Source organism: Bradyrhizobium lablabi (assembly GCF_900141755.1).
Lineage (GTDB): Bacteria > Pseudomonadota > Alphaproteobacteria > Rhizobiales > Xanthobacteraceae > Bradyrhizobium > Bradyrhizobium lablabi_A.
The window spans coordinates 3,027,019-3,045,832 of sequence record NZ_LT670844.1 but is presented as its reverse complement, the minus strand read 5'-3'; the positions used below and the strand labels follow the sequence as shown (position 1 = coordinate 3,045,832).

Annotated in this window: 19 protein-coding genes; 8 read left to right on the top strand and 11 right to left on the bottom strand. The window is 61.9% G+C overall.

Features of this window, described 5'->3' with window-relative positions; translation table 11 throughout:
• Nucleotide 1: 1 nt before the first annotated feature.
• The 8 genes from B5526_RS14200 to B5526_RS14170 all read right to left on the bottom strand — a co-directional run bounded on the left by B5526_RS14200 (nt 2) and on the right by B5526_RS14170 (nt 6,429).
• On the bottom strand, nt 2-1,471 hold the full coding sequence (locus B5526_RS14200) for a CpaF family protein (RefSeq protein WP_079538871.1): 1,470 nt from the start codon (nt 1,469-1,471) through the stop codon (nt 2-4).
• A 21-nt stretch (nt 1,472-1,492) separates the two neighbouring features.
• Nucleotides 1,493-2,764 carry an AAA family ATPase gene (locus B5526_RS14195; protein WP_079538869.1) on the bottom strand — a complete coding sequence of 424 codons (1,272 nt, stop codon included), beginning with the start codon at nt 2,762-2,764 and terminating at the stop codon, nt 1,493-1,495.
• Entirely contained in the window at nt 2,761-3,501 is a 741-nt protein-coding gene (locus B5526_RS14190) for a CpaD family pilus assembly protein (RefSeq protein ID WP_079538867.1), read from the bottom strand. The genes B5526_RS14195 and B5526_RS14190 overlap by 4 nt, the downstream gene beginning before the upstream one ends.
• Before the next feature lie 21 nt (nt 3,502-3,522).
• Nucleotides 3,523-4,992 carry a type II and III secretion system protein family protein gene (locus tag B5526_RS14185; RefSeq protein ID WP_079544996.1) on the bottom strand — a complete coding sequence of 490 codons (1,470 nt, stop codon included), beginning with the start codon at nt 4,990-4,992 and terminating at the stop codon, nt 3,523-3,525.
• A gap of 17 nt (nt 4,993-5,009) precedes the next feature.
• Nucleotides 5,010-5,270 (bottom strand): hypothetical protein, encoded by a 261-nt coding sequence (locus tag B5526_RS39740; RefSeq protein WP_079538865.1) that lies wholly within the window; start codon nt 5,268-5,270, stop codon nt 5,010-5,012.
• A 145-nt stretch (nt 5,271-5,415) separates the two neighbouring features.
• Nucleotides 5,416-5,940, bottom strand: a complete 525-nt coding sequence (locus tag B5526_RS14175; RefSeq protein WP_079538863.1) for an A24 family peptidase — start codon at nt 5,938-5,940, stop codon at nt 5,416-5,418.
• A gap of 94 nt (nt 5,941-6,034) precedes the next feature.
• The gene (locus B5526_RS37710; protein WP_154071307.1) at nt 6,035-6,181 is read right to left on the bottom strand and encodes a hypothetical protein; all 147 of its coding nucleotides are present in this window, start codon (nt 6,179-6,181) and stop codon (nt 6,035-6,037) included.
• Between the two features lie 83 nt (nt 6,182-6,264).
• Complete coding sequence (locus tag B5526_RS14170) at nt 6,265-6,429, bottom strand: Flp family type IVb pilin (RefSeq protein ID WP_079544995.1); 165 nt, start codon at nt 6,427-6,429, stop codon at nt 6,265-6,267.
• A gap of 317 nt (nt 6,430-6,746) precedes the next feature.
• Here B5526_RS14170 and B5526_RS14165 point away from each other — a divergent pair, with 317 nt between their 5' ends.
• From B5526_RS14165 to B5526_RS14140, 6 genes are all read left to right on the top strand, one after another.
• Nucleotides 6,747-7,574, top strand: coding sequence for a sterol desaturase family protein (locus B5526_RS14165; RefSeq protein ID WP_079538862.1), 828 nt, complete (start codon nt 6,747-6,749; stop codon nt 7,572-7,574).
• Between the two features lie 24 nt (nt 7,575-7,598).
• Complete coding sequence (locus B5526_RS14160; protein ID WP_079538860.1) at nt 7,599-9,050, top strand: hypothetical protein; 1,452 nt, start codon at nt 7,599-7,601, stop codon at nt 9,048-9,050.
• An 11-nt stretch (nt 9,051-9,061) separates the two neighbouring features.
• Nucleotides 9,062-10,126 carry an acyltransferase family protein gene (locus B5526_RS14155; RefSeq protein WP_079538859.1) on the top strand — a complete coding sequence of 355 codons (1,065 nt, stop codon included), beginning with the start codon at nt 9,062-9,064 and terminating at the stop codon, nt 10,124-10,126.
• A 135-nt stretch (nt 10,127-10,261) separates the two neighbouring features.
• Nucleotides 10,262-11,068, top strand: a complete 807-nt coding sequence (gene cpaB / locus B5526_RS14150; protein ID WP_079538857.1) for a Flp pilus assembly protein CpaB — start codon at nt 10,262-10,264, stop codon at nt 11,066-11,068.
• A gap of 199 nt (nt 11,069-11,267) precedes the next feature.
• Nucleotides 11,268-11,816 (top strand): TadE family protein, encoded by a 549-nt coding sequence (locus B5526_RS14145; protein ID WP_079538855.1) that lies wholly within the window; start codon nt 11,268-11,270, stop codon nt 11,814-11,816.
• Between the two features lie 12 nt (nt 11,817-11,828).
• Nucleotides 11,829-12,527 (top strand): TadE/TadG family type IV pilus assembly protein, encoded by a 699-nt coding sequence (locus B5526_RS14140; protein ID WP_349642779.1) that lies wholly within the window; start codon nt 11,829-11,831, stop codon nt 12,525-12,527.
• Between the two features lie 160 nt (nt 12,528-12,687).
• Here B5526_RS14140 and B5526_RS14135 read toward each other — a convergent pair whose 3' ends face one another.
• The 3 genes from B5526_RS14135 to B5526_RS14125 form a co-directional block, all read right to left on the bottom strand.
• A complete protein-coding gene (locus B5526_RS14135) occupies nt 12,688-12,900 on the bottom strand; it encodes a cold-shock protein (protein ID WP_011474122.1) in 213 nt (70 codons plus the stop codon).
• A 374-nt stretch (nt 12,901-13,274) separates the two neighbouring features.
• A complete protein-coding gene (gene infA, locus B5526_RS14130; RefSeq protein WP_079538854.1) occupies nt 13,275-13,562 on the bottom strand; it encodes a translation initiation factor IF-1 in 288 nt (95 codons plus the stop codon).
• Nucleotides 13,563-13,586: 24 nt separating this feature from the next.
• The gene (locus B5526_RS14125; protein WP_079538853.1) at nt 13,587-15,035 is read right to left on the bottom strand and encodes a DEAD/DEAH box helicase; all 1,449 of its coding nucleotides are present in this window, start codon (nt 15,033-15,035) and stop codon (nt 13,587-13,589) included.
• 560 nt (nt 15,036-15,595) lie between these two features.
• Between B5526_RS14125 and urtA the strand changes: the two genes are divergently transcribed.
• Together urtA and urtB are read left to right on the top strand one after the other, a co-directional pair.
• A complete protein-coding gene (urtA, locus tag B5526_RS14120; protein ID WP_079538851.1) occupies nt 15,596-16,915 on the top strand; it encodes an urea ABC transporter substrate-binding protein in 1,320 nt (439 codons plus the stop codon).
• Nucleotides 16,916-17,148: 233 nt separating this feature from the next.
• Complete coding sequence (gene urtB, locus B5526_RS14115) at nt 17,149-18,711, top strand: urea ABC transporter permease subunit UrtB (RefSeq protein ID WP_079544993.1); 1,563 nt, start codon at nt 17,149-17,151, stop codon at nt 18,709-18,711.
• Nucleotides 18,712-18,814 lie beyond the last annotated feature (103 nt).

Below are 18,814 nucleotides of genomic sequence, written 5' to 3'. Positions count from 1 at the left end.
CTTACTTCCCTTCGGCAGCGTCGAGTGCTGCGGCAAGCCGCTTCTCTTCGCCGTAATAGCGTGCGCGATCCCAGAACCGTGGCCGTCCGATGCCGGTCGAGCGATGCTTGCCGATGATGTTGCCATTGGCATCCTCACCGACCAGATCGTAGATGAACAGGTCCTGGGTAATGATGGTGTCGCCTTCCATCCCCATCACCTCGGTGATGTGGGTGATGCGGCGGGAGCCGTCGCGCAGGCGCGCGGCCTGGACGACAACATCGATCGAGGCGCAGATCATCTCGCGGATGGTTCGCGACGGCAGCGAAAAGCCGCCCATCGTGATCATGGATTCGCAGCGTGACAGCGCCTCGCGGGGATTGTTGGCGTGCAGCGTCCCCATCGATCCGTCGTGACCGGTATTCATGGCCTGCAGCAGGTCGAAGGCTTCCGGTCCGCGGACTTCGCCGACGATGATGCGTTCAGGGCGCATACGCAGGCAGTTGCGGACCAGTTCGCGCATGGTGACCTGGCCCTCGCCCTCGATGTTGGGCGGACGGGTCTCCAGCCGCACCACATGCGGCTGCTGCAGCTGCAGTTCGGCGGCGTCTTCGCAGGTGATGACGCGTTCGTCCTCATCGATATATTGGGTCAGGCAGTTCAGCAGCGTGGTCTTGCCCGAGCCGGTACCGCCGGAGATCAGCACGTTGCAGCGGCAGCGGCCGATGATCTGCAGGATTTCCGCGCCCTCCGGCGTGATCGCGCCGAACTTGACGAGCTGGTCGAGGGTCAGCTTGTCCTTCTTGAATTTGCGGATCGTGAGCGCGGGGCCGTCGATCGCCAGCGGCGGCACGATGGCGTTGACGCGCGAGCCGTCGGCAAGCCGCGCGTCGCAGATCGGCGAGGATTCGTCGACGCGCCGGCCGACCTGGCTGACGATGCGCTGGCAGATGTTGAGGAGCTGCTGGTTGTCGCGGAAGCGGATGCCGGTGCGCTGGATCTTGCCGCCGACTTCGATGAACACCGTGCCGGCGCCGTTGACCATGATGTCGGCAATGTCGTCGCGCGACAACAGCGGCTCCAGCGGGCCGTAGCCGAGCACGTCGTTGCAGATGTCGTCGAGCAGTTCTTCCTGCTCGGCGATCGACATCACGATGTTCTTGATCGCGATGATCTCGTTGACGATATCGCGGATTTCCTCGCGCGCCGACTCGCCGTCGAGCTTGGCGAGCTGGGCAAGGTCGATCGCTTCGATCAGGGCGCCGAAGATGGTCGCTTTGACCTGGTAATAGGTGTCCGACCGCCGCGCCTCCATCGCGGGCGGCGGCGCCGCCGGTCTGGCGGGCGCGAGCGGCGGCGAGGCAATGGCAGGCGGAGGGGCGGCGCGCGGAGCGACGGGCGCCGCCACCGGGCTGGAAGCCGGTTCCGGCGCGATCGCGGCGGGCTTCATGGCCCGCTGGTCACCTTCATTTCCGCTACGCTTACCAAACACGATAGTACTCCACGCGGGCGCTTACTTCTTTGCCCGCAACTTCTGGATCAGGGGTGACAGGAACGAACCCCGCGGCTTTTTGGTTTCGCCGCGGCCTGTCAGCCGCTGCGCGATCTGCAGGAACATTTCGGTGGTGCGATGCGCGGCGTTGATTTCCGCGATCATCTGGCCGTTGTTGGCGGCCGAGCCGAACATTTGCGGATCGAACGGGATCGATGCGATCGGCTGGCTCTCGATTGCCTTGGCGAATTCGCTGGCGTTGATTTCCGGCCGCTTCGGCACGCCGACCTGATTGAGGCAATAGAGCGGCATCCGGTCGTTGGGCCGCGACGCCTTCAAGAGGTCGAATATGTTCTTGGTGTTGCGCAGGTTGGCGAGATCGGGCGCTGCGACGATCAGGATATCGTCCGCGCCCACCAGCGCCCGCTTGGTCCAGCCCGACCATTGATGGGGAACATCGAGCACGATGCAGGGCATCGTGGTGCGAAGCGTGTCGAAGATCGAATCGAAGGCTTCGACGCCGAAATCGTAGACCCGATCAAGCGTCGCGGGCGCCGCCAGCAGGCTGAGATGATCGGTGCATTTCGACAGCAGGCGGTCGACGAACGCGGTATCGACCCGATCGGGCGAGAAAACCGCATCCGCGATCCCTTGCGAGGGATCCTGATTGTAGTCGAGACCGGCGGTGCCGAACGCGAGGTCGAGATCGGCGACCACCGAATCCAGCGCGAGGTCGCGCGCGATCGCCCAGGCGACGTTGTGGGCGATGGTGGAGGCGCCGACGCCGCCCTTTGCCCCGACGATGGCGATGATGCGGCCGACCGCCTTGGCCTCCGGCGCCGAGAACAATCCGCAAATCGATCGCACCACGTCGAGCGCATTTACCGGCGTGAGCACGTAATCGCTGACGCCGCGGCGCACCAGTTCGCGATACAGCGTGACGTCGTTGATGCGGCCGATCACCACGACCCGGGTTCCGGAGTCGCACACGGTCGCCAGTTGATCGAGGCCGGCGAGGATGTCGCCGCGGCCTTCGGTCTCCAGGATGATCACGTTCGGGGTCGGCGCCGTGCGATAGGCCTCGATGGCGGCGGCCATGCCGCCCATCTGAATCTTGAGGTGGGCCTTGCCGAGGCGGCGGTCTTCGCCCGCCGACTGCACGGCGGCCGCGGTTTCCACCGTTTCGCAAAACGCCTGCACCGACACGCGCGGTGCCGGCGCGATGTGATCGTCTGCCGGCGTCGCCGCGTCGTCTGGCTGCGCTTCGGGGGTTTGACGGGCGTAGCTGATCATTTGCCGGTATCGCTAAGTTTGGCCCTATCGGCCTCGGGATAGGTGGTCGTGGTGGTATTACCCTTTCGATATTTCTCGAAAGCTTCGGTGCGCCGCGTCGTATAGGAAGGCGTTTCGGGCCGCGGCTGCACCAGATCCGACGGGTTGTCGATCATCGCCGCCATGTTGCGCTGATAGGCGCAGCCGAAATTGTAATACGGCTTGTTCTCGTAATATCCCTTGTTCTTGATCGAGGGTCCGAGATCCTCCGGCCACACCCCGCAAGGACCAACGATGGCGGAAATTTTCGGATAATTCAGCCGGATCGTCGCCATTTGGCGCGGATCCGTCGGGTGATAGTGGTGCACGACGATGCCGCGCGGCGGCACGCCGGCGGAGGCGAGCAGCGCCTGAACTTCGCGGAATGCATCCGCCGCCGGCCGCGCATTGGGCGTGTCGACCGGCACATCGGCTGTTATCGCGCCGGTCGCTTCATGCAGCCATACTTCGGCGAGCCCCACCACATCGGCGCGCTGGTTCGCGGAAAGACCGCCGCGCGCGTGACCGACGAAAATCACGACCGAGCGGTTGGCTTCCTCGATCGCTATCGGATGACGCAGCCGATAATCGTTGGGAATGCTCGCCTGCGACACCCCCTCGTCGGTATGCGTGCAGGCGCCGAGCGCGACGGCAAGGCCGATCAGCGCTCCGGCGATGCGGAAAGCGCGCCTGTGATCGACGGGTATCCTGGCTGTCATCGTTTTCGTCCTCGTCCCGTCTCAGTCGGTGATAAAGCCATAGGTGCCGTGATAATTCCGTGCCGGCTCGACGCGGCCCGGAACGCCATAGATGCGGTTGACGCTGCCCAACAGATCGGCTTGCGGATCCGATGACGCCGCAAACCCGTCATCGGGACGCGACAGATCCTTCTGGGCAACGGCGCGCACCACGAAAGGCGTCACCAGCACCACCAGCTCGGTCTGGCTGTTGATGTAATCCCGGCTGCGGAACAGCGATCCGAGGATCGGCAATTGCGCCATCCCGGGCAATCCGTTGATTGCCTGCTTGGTCTGATCCTGGATCAGACCGGCCATCGCCATCGCGCCGCCCGATGGAATCTCCAGGGTGGTCTCGGCACGGCGGGTCTTGACCGAGGGAATCGTCGTTCCACCGGCGCCGCCAGTCAAAGAGTTCTCGGTCGAGACTTCCGACACTTCGGTCATCACCCGCAGGCTGATCCGCCCCTCGGTCAGCACCACCGGCGTGAAGTTGAGCGAGATGCCGAATTTCTTGTAGGTGACGGTCTGGACGCATTGTCCGATCGCGCCCGACGTCGTCGTTTGGCAGGTCACGCCGGTCGGAATCGGAAATTCGCCGCCGGATATAAAGGTCGCGGACTCGCCGGAGATTGCGGTCAGGTTGGGTTCGGCCAGCGTCCGTACCACGCCGGCGCTTTCCATCGCGCGCAGTGTGGCCTGCACCGATGGAGCGCCGCCGAACGACGTCGTCAGAGCGTTGTTGGTGACAAGCGGCGCACCGTTTGCGGTGAACGGGTTGGCATTGTTGAATTTCACGACCGCGGTGCCGTAATTCAGGTTGGCACTGAGGTCGATGCCCATCTGCTTGATGATGTCGCGCCGCACTTCCGCGACGGTGACCTTCAGCATCACCTGGTCGCGGCCCCGGACCGTGACTGAGTTGACCACCTTGTCGGCGCCGCCCACCAGCCGCGCCGCCAGTTCGCCCGCCTGCTGCGCCTCGATCGGGGACGCCGCCGAGCCGGTCAGGATCACGCCGTCGCCGAGGCCTTCGATAAAAATGTCGGAATTGGGCAGCGTCGCCTTGAGCGCGGCGCGTATGCCGTTGAGGTCTCTTGTGACGGCAATATCGTAGGCAGCGATTTGCTCGCCCGCGGCATCGAAGAACACGATGTTGGTCTGGCCGACCGCGGCGCCGATGATATAGGCGCGTTGCGCCGAGCGGACCACGGCGTTGGCAATCTTCGGGTCGGCGACCAGCACATCCTTGATGTCACGCGGTAAATCGATCACCGTCGATTTGCCGACGCCGAGCGCCAGCGAGCGCGCGTTCATCTGTCCGGCGGGCGCGGCAAGCGGCGCCGCAGCGCGATAGTCGCTCGCCACCACCGGCGTCAGGGCCGGATTGAGGGTCAGCGCGACGACGGCCGAAAACGACAGGGCGCGGACCAAAAAGGCCCGCATCGTCGGTTGATTTCCCCTGCATTCCATTTCGGTCGTCCTTTCGGTCACTTCTGTGCCATCGCCGGGGTCGAGACGCCGGAGCGAACCAATTTGATGCTGCCGCGTGTGGGAGCTTGATCGCCGGAAGTATCGGCCGCGTTGAGATCGGTAATGCTGTATTGCGCCGGCGGCAGCGTGCCCGCCGACGGCAGGTGCGCGCCGGGTTCAGCCGGGAAAGACCTGGTGTCCATCCCACGCGCAAGACATGCGGTGACGCCGCCGGCACCGACAGCGATGGTCAGGACGACAATGCGTGCGGTATTCATTACGCTTCACTTTCCACATTACGCGGCGACGCTTCCGCCGCCGTGATGGGAGTTGACCAGCTATTCGTCAAAGCATGGTTAATGAGGCGTATCTAAATCGCCTTAACGCCGGGTTACTTCAGGTATTTCGCGGCTAGCGGCCCGGTCAGCGGATCGCGAAGTGGGTGAGGTCGACCGCCTTGATCCAATCCGTCTCCGGGTAGATCAACAGCGCGCCGATCGCGAGCGCGATCCCGTAGGGAATTCCGGTTTCCTTGGCGTGCAGCCGCATCAGCCAGGCTTGCCCGGCGAACGGGGAGGGCAGCGGCCATTGCCGGAACTGCAGCAGCAGCACCGTCAGGCCGCCGCCAAGCAAGGAGGCATAGAGCAGATAGTCCATGAGATCGCCGAAGCCGAACCATAGCGCGGCCGCAGCCGCAACCTTGGCATCGCCGCCGCCGACCCAGCCCATGGCAAAGCAGGCGAAGGCCGCCACGAGCACCGCAGCGCCGGCGCCGACATGCGAGAGGATCTCGTAGGGGGCCATCCCGCCCAACAGCGCCAGCACCAAAAACCCCGCCGCCAGCGCCAGCGATACCCGGTTCGGTATCGTCATGGTGAAAAGGTCGCTCGCGGCGGCGAACGCCATCAGGGCCGGAAACAAAGCGAGGCGCGCGATATCGAGGATCATGGGGTTCTATGGTCCGTGCGGCTGACGCGGGGTCGGAGCATCGCCGCTAGGTTAGCGGCCAGAGATGAACAATCGGGAAACGGTAAGGACGCAATCACCAGATACTGGCGATCCGGGCGGCGAGGACGACCAGCGCCAGCGCCAGCGCGAGACAGACCAGTTGCGTCGAAGCTTCGTCGCGGCTCGCCGCCGGCAGCGACGCCTTGCCTCGCGTGACGGAAGCGACATCGGGCTTACGCATGGTTACGCCATCCATATCCGCCGGAGACAACAAAGGCCCCGGGGATGCCCCGGGGCCCTCGCAGCCGATTTCCGAACCGACGCTTACTTCAGCGAGGTCGAGATCGTGTTGAAGTTGGTGGACAGCTTGCTGCCGACGCCGTTAACAGCGGTGATGATCGCAATGGCGATACCGGCGGCGATCAGACCATATTCGATGGCGGTTGCGCCGGACTCGTCCTTCACAAAACGCGAAACGATATTCTTCATAAATAGCTCCATGTGTACACGTGGCTGGTCGAACTTAAGTTTGATCCCCGGCGTTCTCAGCACACCGTGACCATGGGGGAACCGTAAGCAGGGACGATTGCGGCACAGTTAATTCGATCGCGGAAACACCGCTGGAACGGGCTCTTGTTGAGCACAGTAAATTTCGAATTAAGAGCTTCGCTAGAATCCGATGTCGATCTTGGCGGCCTTCATCATGGAGACCGCGCGGCGTTATCATGCACGATCGACCACGCCGGATTCATGGCTCCTTAAGCCGCGAGGCGTAGGCGTAAGGTCCCCGATCAGATGAGGTAGTCATGTCCAGTTTGCCCTTGGAAGTCGTCCATCTGCTGGGAGAGACGATCGCCAAAGTGGTGCCGATCACGATCGTGCTGGCGCTGGTGTTCTCCGTGCTGACCCATTTCTGGGCCTGCAATGCCGGCACTCCGTGGTGGCGCAAGCGCGAGCTCGTGACCGACATTTGTTACTGGTTCTTCGTTCCGGTGTTCGCGCGCGTGCTGCGGATCGGGCTGTTGGTGTTCAGCGCCGGCCTCATTTTCAAGATTCACGACGCCGACGAACTGGTCGCGTTCTACGACAACGGTCACGGCCCGCTCGCCATGATGCCGCTGTGGCTGCAGGCCATCGTGTTCCTGGTTGCGTCGGATTTCATGCTGTACTGGCTGCACCGGATGTTTCACGGCAGCAGTTTCTGGAAATATCACGCGATCCATCATTCCTCGGAGGATCTCGACTGGATTTCGGCGGCGCGTTTCCATCCGGTGAACCTGTTCCTCGGAACCATCATGGTCGACGTCATCCTGTTGACCGCCGGCATCTCGCCCAACATCATGCTGTGGGTCGGGCCGTTCACGACCTTCCACTCGGCCTTCGTCCACGCCAATCTGAGCTGGACGCTCGGCCCGTTCAAATATGTGCTGGCGACGCCGGTGTTCCACCGCTGGCATCACACCTCACTGGAAGAGGGCGGCAACACCAACTTCGCCGGGACCTTTCCGGTCTGGGATATCCTGTTCGGCACCTTCCGGATGCCGGAGAACAGCCTGCCGGACAATTACGGCGTCGACGATCCGGCGATCCCCACCGAGATCGGCGGGCAATTGGCCTATCCGTTCCGCCACTAGCGCGATGGTTTGAGAGCTCTCTTCATGAGCGTCAGCGTCGACACCGTCCATCAAGAGAGGGCTTTCAGTCTTGGCCGGCTTCCGGCCTGGCTCTGGCTCGGCCTCGGCGTATACCTGCTTCTCGTGATCAACGGCGGCAGCCTGCTCAACGATTCCGATACCTACTGGCAGATCGCGGCGGGGAAATGGATCCTCGATCATAACGCCGTCCCGCACGTCGATCTTTATTCCTTCACCAAGGCCGGCGAGCCCTGGGTTTCGAGTTCGTGGCTGGCGCAGGTCTTGTTTGCCGAAGCCTACGAGCTGGCGGGCTGGAGCGGGCCGGTCGTGCTGTCGGCGGCAAGCATTGCCGCGACGTTTGCGCTGTTCGCGCACATTCTCGGGCGCAAGATTCCCGCAACCTACGCCAACATCATTGCGCTGGCGGCGCTGATGCTGTCGACGGGTCACCTGCTGGCGCGCCCGCATGTGCTGGTGCTGCCGGTCATGGTGGCGTGGGTCAACGGACTGGTGGAAGCGAGCGAGCGGCGCGAGGCGCCGTCGTTCTGGCTGCTGCCGCTGATCGCGCTGTGGGCAAACCTTCACGGCGGCTTCGTGTTCGGGCTTGCTCTGGTCGCGCCGTTCGCACTTGACGCACTGTGGAATGCGCAAGCCCCGCAACGTCGGCGGCTGGCGCTGCGATGGATCGCCTTCGGCATCGGCGCGCTGGTGGCGTGCTGCGCGACGCCCTACGGATGGGGATCGATCCTTGCGGCGCGCAAGATCCTCGACCTCGGCGAATTGCTGCATTTGATTTACGAATGGATGCCGGCGGACTTCAGCCGCCTCAGTCCGTTCGAAGCCTATGTCTTCGCCTCGATCGCGCTCGCGCTCTATTGCGGCGTCAAGCTTACGCCGCCGCGAATCCTGCTGGTGCTCGGGCTGTTTCACATGGCCCTTTCGCACGTCCGCAACATCGAGATCCTTGCGCTGCTGATGCCGCTCGTGGTGCTCACGCCCGTCGCGTCGCAATTCGGGCTAAAGGCGGTGCGCCCGGTCAGGACCAATTTCCCGATCGCGTCAGCCGCGATACTGGCCGCTTTGCTCGGCGCCTCGACCTGGGCCTTCGCGGCTACTTCCAAATATTCGCCGACGGCGATCCAGTCGCCGGCCGCCGCCGTCGATGCACTGATCGCGAGACACCCCAAGCGGGTTCTCAACGACCTTCCGTTCGGTGGATATCTGATCTCGCGGCAACTGCCCGTGTTCATCGACGGCCGCGCCGAGCTGTACGGCGAGGCCTTCGAGATGAACTATTACCGCGCGCTCCAGCTCAAGGACGTCAATCTTTTTCTCAACCTGCTCAGGGATTACGACATCGACGCGGTGCTGCTGACGCCGGTGACGCCGGCGGCAAGCCTCTTGGACCATCTCGACGGCTGGAGCCGCGTCTATGCGGACGACAACGCCGTGCTGCATGTCCGCACCGCCCATTGACCGGGCAAGCCATGACCGAACGCAATCAATCGCTGGACGTGTTGCGTGGCATGGCCATCCTATTGGTCCTGCTCGGGCATTGCGCCTGGTTCACGACGAGCATCGTCGCGGGCCTGGGTTCATTTGCATCGAACCATGGCGAGATGGGCGTTCAGCTATTTTTCATCGTCAGTGGCTATACGATGATGCTGACATACGGAGCCAGGGACGATCTCGCCGCGGCCCGCTCGTTCTATATTCGTCGCATCTTCAGGATCGTTCCGCTGTTTTGGCTGGCCATCCTTTTCTACCTCCTGGTGACGAAAGGCGAGGGCCTTATTAAGCTCTGGGCCCCCGACGGCATCAGTGCGCGCGACATCCTGCTGACGTTGTTTTTCCTGCATTGGTCGAGCGTCACCGCATTTAATTCGGTGGTTCCGGGCGGCTGGAGCATCGCCGTGGAAATGCAGTTTTACCTGCTGTTTCCGCTGATCATCTATATCCTCAGGCGGCGCAACGGCCCGATTTTCTTTTACGTTTCGGTCGCCCTGATCAGCGTTGTCGGGCAATTCGCGGCGCAAAGATATTTGATACCGCAGATGGCCGCCTCGCTGCCGGCGAACCAGGCGTATCTTGCTAACGCGTTCTTCTATTGCTGGCTGCCGCGGCAATTGATCTGCTTCGGACTAGGCATCTTGCTCTACCAGTGCATCGAGCAAAAAAATCCGCCGGCACTGGGTATCCTGTTGCTGATTGGAGCGTGTCTGTGCTGGTCATGGGAAGATTCGCGGGGAGCTCAAATCTTCGTTTTGTTTGTCATTTCGTTCGCGATTTTGGCATTGAACGTCGCGGTGTCGTTTATGGCGCTTCTGGGGAGACATTCCTACGCCATTTACCTCACGCACTTCGCCTGCGCGGCGGCGATCATCAGGCTGATTTCGGTCGATCTGATCCCGATGTTCGTGCTGGTCACCGGCGCCTCGCTGGGGGTCAGCTATTACGTGATCGAACCCTTGTTCGAGCGTCATTTCAACCGGCTTGGCCACGCCCTTGCCGCGCGCGCCCTCCGGCCAAAAGCCGTCGCAAGTGCGGCCTGAATGAAGCCCTCTGAATTCGGAGGGCTTGGTGGAACCATTTCAATACGCTTCGTTAATCGAGTTTTGACGGATCACTGATTAACTCCGGTCCTACGGCGGGAAGTTCCCGCCCGGCGTATTGTGAGAGTAAAGCGTATGAAATCCGCACGCATTATTGTTCTGGCCATCGCGTTGATCGCGGGCGGCCTGGCCGCCTATCTTGTCAGCGGATCCTCGGATAACAAGGCACCTGTGGAACCGGTCGCGCAATTGCCGACCGTCGACGTCCTGGTCGCCAAGGACGACATCGCCCTTGGCCAGACCGTCGCCCCCGAAAATCTGCTGTGGCAGACCTGGACCCAATCTTCGTCAAGCGGCAGCTTCATTCGCCGCAGCGACCGCCCCCAGGCGGCCACGGAACTCGCCGGGTCGATTGCCCGCGCGCCCTTTATCGCCGGCGAACCGATCCGCGAGCAGAAGCTGGTCAAGGCCAACGGATCGGGTTTCATGGCCGCGATTTTGCCCACCGGCATGCGAGCGGTCTCGACGGAAATCTCGGCGGAAACCGGCGCGGGCGGCTTTATTCTGCCCAATGATCGCGTCGATGTCCTGGTAACCAAGCGCGAACACGCGCCGGCAAGTCCCGACGGCTCCACGCCCCCCGATATCATCACGTCTCAGGCCGTACTGACCAATGTCCGTGTTCTTGCGATCGATCAGGCGCCCAAGGAGAAGGACGGTCAAAACGCGGTGCTGGGAAAAACCGCCACGTTGGAATTGTCGCCTAACGACGCAGAGATGTTGGCGAGAGCACGCCAGGAGGGCATCTTGTCACTGGCGCTGCGCAGCATCGCCGACAGTAGACCGGAAAAGGTCGTTGAGACCGCCGACAACAAGCTCATCACCATTTACCGGGGCGCCGCCACTCGCCAATCGTTCACCTGCAATCCCTCGTGCCGATGAGCGCGAAGCCTTGGCGGGCCGCTAAGTGAAGGTTCTTGCTTCCCGGCTTGGTGGAGCGGCTTCGCGCAAACATCCAGATCATGGTTAGCGCGCGGTTAATAGTGCGGCCCACGCTGCTTTGATTTGGCGAAACACTTCGACAATCAGTTTCAGCTAACTCTTGTACGCAGGCCATCGCTGCCGTTCCTGGGGTTCCTCGATGCCATCCTCCGCTGCCTCAACCGTCTCATTGCGAAAAATATTGCGCCGATTCCGCCGCAGCCGCCGCGGTTCGACGGCCGTCGAATTCGCCCTGGTCGCGCCGATGTTCTTTGCGCTGCTGTTTGCGATCCTCGAGACCGCGATGGTGTTTTTCGCAGGCCAGGTGCTCGAAACCATGGCCCAGGATGGCGCGCGCATGATCATGACCGGGCAAGCGCAGACCGCGAAGTACCAGCAAGCCGATTTCCAGTCCTATGTCTGCAACCAGATCCCGATCCTATTCAGTTGCGCCAACCTCTCTATCGATGTGAAGAGCTATCCGGCATTCTCGAACGTCGTCCTCAGCAGTCAGATCGACAGCGGCGGCTGTTTCGACCCCACCGGCATCGGCTACAACCCCGGCGGCCCCAGCCAGATCGTGGTCGTGCGGTTGTTCTACCAATGGCCCATGATCGTTACCGGGCTCGGTTACAACATTTCGAGTTTGTGTGGTGGCAGCAAGCGATTGCTGACCGCGGCCGCGGCGTTCCAGACCGAGCCTTACTGAGGGCCGAACCAGATGAAAACCATGTCAATGCAAGGGTTCTGGCTTCGCATGCGGCTCGCAGCCGTGCGGTGTCTTGAGGATGCGCGCGGCATCGCGGCGACCGAATTCGCCATGATCCTTCCGATCATGGCGGTGATGTTCTTTGGCGCGGTCGAGGTTTCATCCGGGGTGGCGGTCGACCGCAAAGTAACGCTGGACGCGCGAACGCTGGCCGACGTGACGTCTCAGGCGGCGCCGGACCCGGCGGTGACGAATGCACAATACGCGCCCGTCGACGATACCTATCTGAAAAATGTCTTCACGTCCGCCATACCGATCCTGAAGCCTTATGACGTAACAGCCGCGAAGCTGCAGATTTCGGAGATCTATGTCGACAACAACCAGGTCGCGAAGATCCAATGGAGCAGGGCCGGGTTCATCGCCAGCAACGGCGACACGCAGGCAACGCTGACGACTTCGACGCGCACTGCGGGCGACATCGTTACAGCTATCGTTCCGGCGGCGCTTCTCGTGAAGAAAACCTACCTGCTGTTCAGCGAGGTCAGCTATAACTACAAGCCTATGGGGATCGGCTATGTGCTGAAGAACAACCTGACGCTGAGCGACGTCGCCTATAGCAGGCCGCGTCAGGCCCTTTGCGTCGTTTATACTGTTCCTAACCCTCCGCAGCCCAACGTCGCCGCCAACAACAACCTCTGTCCGCAGACCTGAGGCGGATGACCGGCGGCACGCCAATGCAAACCGGCGGTACGCCAATGCAAGCATCGCTAAAAGAAAAAGGCCGCGCTATCAGCGCGGCCTTTCTTGTTTGATGCGGATGGAATTTCCCTAAAGTCCGGGCTCGCGTAAGGCCGGACGATAAGAAATTCGCTTAGCCGGCGGCGCGCAGATTGTCGGCCGATGACTTGCCAGAGCGACGATCGGCTACGATCTCGTAGCTGATCTTCTGGCCTTCACGCAGCGTACCAAGGCCGGCGCGCTCGACGGCAGAGATGTGCACGAACACATCGTTGCCACCGTCGTCCGGTTGAATGAAGCCGAAGCCCTTGGTTGCGTTAAACCACTTCACGGTTCCCATGCTCACGGGATAGTCCCTTCTCAAGAAAGATATAGTCGAAGCCCACTTTCAATGGGCTGGTGAGATCGAATTTTTGGAAGGGTCGTCAGCGTCTAAACCGGCTGTACCGGTGGATAGCTAATGTCGTCCGGCCGAAAATCGATAAGGTCATATTATTCCAAAATAGCCCCCAAAACAATCCTGAGGTGCGCGATTTTTTGGCCACGCCCGCCGTTGCGCGCGAGGGCTAGTAACGGCGCGGCGACACGTTTTCGTCGTGCGCGATTTCGAGGCAATGGCGATCGGGGCGTTTTCGCGCGAAGCGCGGTTGGCGTGACGAAAACGCGTCAAATAAAGAGCGGAGCCTCGGTTCTGATCCATCGGGACCGAGGCTCCAGCGCTTACCTGCGCCGGAACTGGCCGCGCGGCGGTGCACCACGCGGCGCGCCGCCGCCGCCACCGGGACGCTCGTCCTTGTGACGGAAGATCAGCCGGCCTTTTTCCAGGTCGTAGGGCGACATCTCGATCGTCACCCGATCGCCCGCCAGTGTCTTGATGCGGTTCTTCTTCATCTTGCCGGCGGTGTAGGCGACGATCTCGTGTCCGGCATCGAGCTGCACGCGGTAACGTGCATCGGGGAGGATTTCGGTCACCAGTCCTTCGAACTGGATCAGCTCTTCTTTAGCCATGGTTCTCTCCAGATCGATCGACGGCTAGCGTGGTCGTTGGGTGCGGTTGGGTTTGGTATTCGGTCGGCTTTCGCGATGCAAAAAAGCAACCCCTTGCATCCCTTCAGCCTTGCCGCCGCCTTGCGGCGAGGCTCGGTGCGGCTCCTGCCGGTTGGCCTCGTGCCGGTTGGTTGGCGGAACGCCATTATTACCACCGGAACGGCGGCCGCGGCGAGGACCTTTCGATCCCGGTGCCGCGTCATTGACCCTGGCGGCATGCACCCGCGGGGCGGGACGGCCGCCGCGATGATGCTGGGCCGGCGCGGGTGCTGCATCGCGGTGGCCCGGCGTGCGACGGTCTTCGCGCGGCAGGACGATGCGGATCAGCTTTTCGATGTCGCGCAGATACCCCATTTCCTCAGCGCCCGCGATCAGCGAGATCGCGACGCCCTCGGCGCCGGCGCGCGCGGTGCGGCCGATGCGATGGACGTAGGTCTCAGGCACGTTGGGAAGGTCGAAGTTCACCACATGCGAGATGCCATCGACGTCGATGCCGCGGGCGGCAATGTCGGTGGCGACGAGGGTGCGGATGTCGCCGGCGCGGAATGCCGCCAGCACCCGCTCGCGGTGGTTCTGCGACTTGTTGCCATGAATGGCATCGGCACTAATGCCGGCCCGTGCCAGGCCCTTCACGACCTTGTCGGCGCCATGCTTGGTGCGGGTGAAGACCAGCGCGCGATCGACCGGTTCCTGCTTGAGGAGCTGCGCCAGGAAGGCGGGCTTGTTGGAGTGATCGACCTGGATGATGCGCTGGGTGATACGCTCGACGGTGGAGGCGACCGGCGTCACCGCGACGCGGGCCGGATCCCGCAGCATCGCTTCGGCGAGTTCGGCGATATCCTTCGGCATGGTCGCCGAGAAGAACAGCGTCTGCCGCTTGATCGGCAGTTTGCCGACGATTTTGCGGATGTCGTTGATGAAGCCCATGTCCAGCATGCGGTCGGCCTCGTCGAGCACGAGAAACTCGACCTGGCCGAGCTTGAGCCCGTTGCTTTGCACGAGATCGAGCAGGCGGCCGGGGGTCGCTACCATGACTTCGACACCCTGCATGATCGAGCGGACCTGACGTCCCATCGGGACGCCGCCGATCGCGAGAGCCGAAGTGAGGCGGATATGACGGCCATAGGCGTTGAAACTGTCGAGAATCTGTCCGGACAATTCGCGGGTCGGAGAAAGCACGAGCACGCGGCAGGATTTGGGCTGCGGCCGGATGCGGTTCTCCAGAATGCGATGCAGGATCGGAAGCGCGAACGCGGCGGTCTTGCCGGTACCGGTCTGCGCGATGCCGACGACGTCACGGCCGGTCAGCGCGAGTGGGATGGTTTGAGCCTGGATGGGGGTGGGCGTGAGGTAATTCTCTTCTTTGAGCGCACGCGAGATGGGTTCGGCGAGGCCGAAATCCTGAAAGGAGGTCAAAAGGTGGGTTCTTTCCATTACAAAAGGCAGGCGCCCGGCGGTGTTCGCCAGGAGCGCGCGAGGGTGTCAGAGACACCCGCGTGTTTGGGGCGTCGGTTTTGGTTAGCTGATAAGGGCAAGCCAGAAACCGTTGGACGGGCTCAGAACACGCGGCTCGCAATGACCCGGTGATTCCCTAGGTCGTGCCCCTGATATGGAACACGAACACGGCGCTTTCAAGGTGAATCGTGCAGGGGCCCGCCGCTGCGGTTAAGAGGCGGACCCCAAAGGCCTGATTTACCAATCGAAATTGGGGTCTTGGTGCACGCTGCAGTGCAAAAAAGCTGCCTGCCGTAAATTTAGCCAACGTGTCATATTTGCTGGCGAATTAAACACTTTGCCGATTTAGTATACATCTTTTCAGTCTAAAATTTAGGCAATAGTCGCCGCGGATCGCCTCGCAACAGGGGATTCCTCAACGAAGCCATCACGTTACCACTGGTGCCTACCGTGGCATGGTTCTTGCGATTCCATTAACGCAGGCGGCCGTTGGGGCCGTTTCGTAGCGTTTCACGCCTGCGTCAGGGAGATGACATTTCATGCTTACACAACTTACTCACGATATAGCGACGCTGAGCCGCCGCCGCTGGCTTGCGGCGACCGCCGGCCTGGTTTTGGGCCTGGCCGCGTTCACGTCAGCGAAAGCCGCCGACGACACCATCAAGGTCGGCGTTCTGCATTCGCTCTCCGGCACCATGGCCATCAGCGAAACCACGCTGAAGGACACCATCCTCTTCCTGATCGACGAGCAAAATAAAAAGGGTGGCGTGCTCGGCAAGAAGCTCGAAGCCGTCGTCGTCGATCCCGCCTCGAACTGGCCGCTGTTCGCCGAAAAGGCGCGTGAGTTGATCACCAAGGACAAGGTTGCCGTCGTGTTCGGCTGCTGGACCTCGGTGTCGCGCAAATCGGTGTTGCCGGTGTTCAAGGAATTGAACAACATCCTGTTCTACCCGGTGCAGTATGAGGGCGAAGAGAGCGAGCGCAACGTGTTCTACACGGGTGCGGCGCCGAACCAGCAGGCGATCCCTGCCGTCGACTATTTGATGAAGGACGAAAAGGTGAAGCGCTGGGTGCTGGCCGGCACCGACTACGTTTATCCGCGCACCACCAACAAGATCCTCGAAGCCTACTTGAAGTCGAAAGGCGTCAAGCAGGAAGACATCATGATCAACTACACGCCGTTCGGTCATTCGGATTGGCAGACCATCGTCGCCGACATCAAGAAGTTCGGTTCGGCGGGCAAGAAGACCGCGGTGGTCTCGACCATCAACGGCGACGCCAACGTTCCCTTCTACAAGGAGCTCGGCAACCAGGGCATCAAGGCGACCGACATTCCGGTTGTCGCATTCTCGGTCGGCGAAGAAGAACTCGCCGGCATCGACACCAAGCCGCTGCTCGGCCATCTCGCCGCCTGGAACTACTTCGAGTCGATCAAGACGCCTGCGAACGAGAAGTTCATCAAGGACTGGCAGGCCTACACCAAGAACCCGAAGCGCACCACCAACGATCCGATGGAGGCGCACGTCATCGGCTTCAACATGTGGGTGAAGGCGGTGGAGAAAGTGAAGTCGACCGACGCCGACAAGGTGATCGACGCTCTGCCCGGTATCGAAACGCCGAACCTGACCGGCGGCATCTCGAAGATGCTTCCGAACCATCACATCACCAAGCCGGTGTTCATCGGCGAAATCAAAGGCAACGGCCAGTTCGATGTGGTGTGGAAGACCCCGGGCCTGGTGGCCGGCGATGCATGGTCGAAGGAGCTCGAGGGCTCCAAGGACCTGATCGGCGACTGGGTTGGCAAGAAGTGCGGCAACTGGAACACCAAGACCAACAAGTGCGGCGGTCAGGGCTCCTGAGCTAAGTCCTCGAGCATGATCCGGAAAAGTGGCCACCGGTTTTCCGAGAAGATCATGCTCAAATAAAAGATAAAGATAGAGCGGGATGACGATTCGAAGAAAAGTCATCACGCTCTAGCGCCCAAAAACCAGGAAGGCGGCGATATCCGCCGCCTTCCTTCTGCTTCTGCCGGGGTCGTCCAGTGTTTACCAAAGCCGTTAAATACGTCCGCGCATTCCCATTTGCATTCTTGCTGATTATTGCCACCGCGCTGCCGGTCATAGCCGGACCGTTCGACGACGCGGTCAGTAAATTCGCAAATGACGAGTTTTCCGATACCGAGGAAGCCATCGGCGTTGTCGCGGCCAGCGGCAATCCGCTGGCCTACCGCATCATCAGCGCGCTGCAGGACGACCGCTTGATGGCCGATCCTGATACCAAGAAAGTTTACGTCAAAGAAGCGGACGGCAAGATCATCGATGCCGCAACCGGCGCGCCGGTCGACAGCATTCCCGATAGCGCGGCCGCGGTACGCCTCAACAACCGCCTGCGCCGCACCGTGGAGGCAGCCCTCGGCAGCCTGACGCTGCAATCGCCCGATCCCGCCGCGCGGATCCAGGCCGCGCAATCGGTTTTCAAGACCCATGACGAGACCATGTTGCCGGCGATCGACAGTGCCCTCGCCAAGGAGACCAACAAGGGCGCGAAGCTCGCCTTCAACGAAGCGCGCGCGGCGATCCTGTTGTTCAAGGAGGACGCCACCGACGCCGAAAAACTCGAAGCCATCGCCGCCATCAAGTCGCGCGGCGATCAGGAAGCGCTGGCGCTCTTGACCGGGTTGAGCGGAGACCAGCCGCCGGCGATCGCGCGCGCCGCCGCCAGCGCCACCTCGTCGATCCAGAATACCCTTGCGATGTGGTCCATGGTGCAGAACGCCTGGTACGGGCTGTCGCTCGGCTCGGTGCTGCTATTGGCCGCGATCGGTCTTGCCATCACCTTCGGCGTGATGGGCGTCATCAACATGGCCCATGGCGAGATGGTGATGTTAGGGGCCTACACCACCTTCGTGGTGCAGGACATCATCCGCACCAGCTATCCCGGACTGTTCGACTATTCGCTGTTGATCGCGGTGCCGCTGTCCTTCATCGTCGCCGGCGCGATCGGTATCCTGATCGAGCGCAGCATCATCCGCTTTCTCTACGGCCGGCCGCTGGAGACCCTGCTCGCGACCTGGGGATTGTCGCTGGTGCTGCAGCAGGCGGTGCGCTCCCTCTTCGGTCCCAACAACCGCGAGGTCGGCAATCCCTCCTGGATGAGCGGCGCGTTCGAGATCGGACAGATCACGATCACCTATAACCGGCTGTGGATCCTCTGCTTCACGCTCGCGGTATTCGTCATCCTGCTGGCGATGCTGCGCTATACGGCGCTCGGGCTCGAGATGCGCGCGGTGACGCAAAACCGCAGAATGGCGGCATCGATGGGAATTGCGACCTCGCGCGTCGATGCGCTGACCTTCGGCCTGGGCTCGGGCATTGCCGGGATCGCAGGCGTTGCGCTGTCGCAGATCGACAATGTCAGTCCCAATCTCGGCCAGAGCTACATCATCGACTCTTTCATGGTGGTGGTGTTCGGCGGTGTCGGTAATCTCTGGGGTACGCTGGTCGGCGCCTTCACGCTCGGCATCGCCAACAAGTTCCTCGAGCCGGTCGCCGGCGCCGTGCTCGGCAAGATCGCCATTCTGGTCCTGATCATCCTGTTCATTCAGAAGCGCCCGCGTGGCCTGTTCGCGCTCAAGGGGCGGGCGGTGGAAGCATGATGCCGCTTGTTGCATTTGAATGCCTTGCCGGGCGCGGCTCTAGCGCCCTCTCCCGCTTGCGGGGGAGGGTCGGGGTGGGGGTCTCTCCACGAGCGCCGGCGCC

What these genes read in the sequence shown, in the direction of transcription:
- B5526_RS14125 (WP_079538853.1), bottom strand. Translation starts at nt 15,035, where the DNA reads ATGGAAAGAACCCACCTTTTGACCTCCTTTCAGGATTTCGGCCTCGCC.
- B5526_RS14155 (WP_079538859.1), top strand. Translation starts at nt 9,062, where the DNA reads ATGACCGAACGCAATCAATCGCTGGACGTGTTGCGTGGCATGGCCATC.
- infA (WP_079538854.1), bottom strand. Translation starts at nt 13,562, where the DNA reads ATGGCTAAAGAAGAGCTGATCCAGTTCGAAGGACTGGTGACCGAAATC.
- B5526_RS14160 (WP_079538860.1), top strand. Translation starts at nt 7,599, where the DNA reads ATGAGCGTCAGCGTCGACACCGTCCATCAAGAGAGGGCTTTCAGTCTT.
- B5526_RS14140 (WP_349642779.1), top strand. Translation starts at nt 11,829, where the DNA reads ATGAAAACCATGTCAATGCAAGGGTTCTGGCTTCGCATGCGGCTCGCA.
- urtA (WP_079538851.1), top strand. Translation starts at nt 15,596, where the DNA reads ATGCTTACACAACTTACTCACGATATAGCGACGCTGAGCCGCCGCCGC.
- B5526_RS39740 (WP_079538865.1), bottom strand. Translation starts at nt 5,270, where the DNA reads ATGAATACCGCACGCATTGTCGTCCTGACCATCGCTGTCGGTGCCGGC.
- B5526_RS14175 (WP_079538863.1), bottom strand. Translation starts at nt 5,940, where the DNA reads ATGATCCTCGATATCGCGCGCCTCGCTTTGTTTCCGGCCCTGATGGCG.
- cpaB (WP_079538857.1), top strand. Translation starts at nt 10,262, where the DNA reads ATGAAATCCGCACGCATTATTGTTCTGGCCATCGCGTTGATCGCGGGC.
- B5526_RS37710 (WP_154071307.1), bottom strand. Translation starts at nt 6,181, where the DNA reads ATGCGTAAGCCCGATGTCGCTTCCGTCACGCGAGGCAAGGCGTCGCTG.
- B5526_RS14190 (WP_079538867.1), bottom strand. Translation starts at nt 3,501, where the DNA reads ATGACAGCCAGGATACCCGTCGATCACAGGCGCGCTTTCCGCATCGCC.
- B5526_RS14145 (WP_079538855.1), top strand. Translation starts at nt 11,268, where the DNA reads ATGCCATCCTCCGCTGCCTCAACCGTCTCATTGCGAAAAATATTGCGC.
- B5526_RS14185 (WP_079544996.1), bottom strand. Translation starts at nt 4,992, where the DNA reads ATGGAATGCAGGGGAAATCAACCGACGATGCGGGCCTTTTTGGTCCGC.
- B5526_RS14170 (WP_079544995.1), bottom strand. Translation starts at nt 6,429, where the DNA reads ATGAAGAATATCGTTTCGCGTTTTGTGAAGGACGAGTCCGGCGCAACC.
- B5526_RS14195 (WP_079538869.1), bottom strand. Translation starts at nt 2,764, where the DNA reads ATGATCAGCTACGCCCGTCAAACCCCCGAAGCGCAGCCAGACGACGCG.
- B5526_RS14165 (WP_079538862.1), top strand. Translation starts at nt 6,747, where the DNA reads ATGTCCAGTTTGCCCTTGGAAGTCGTCCATCTGCTGGGAGAGACGATC.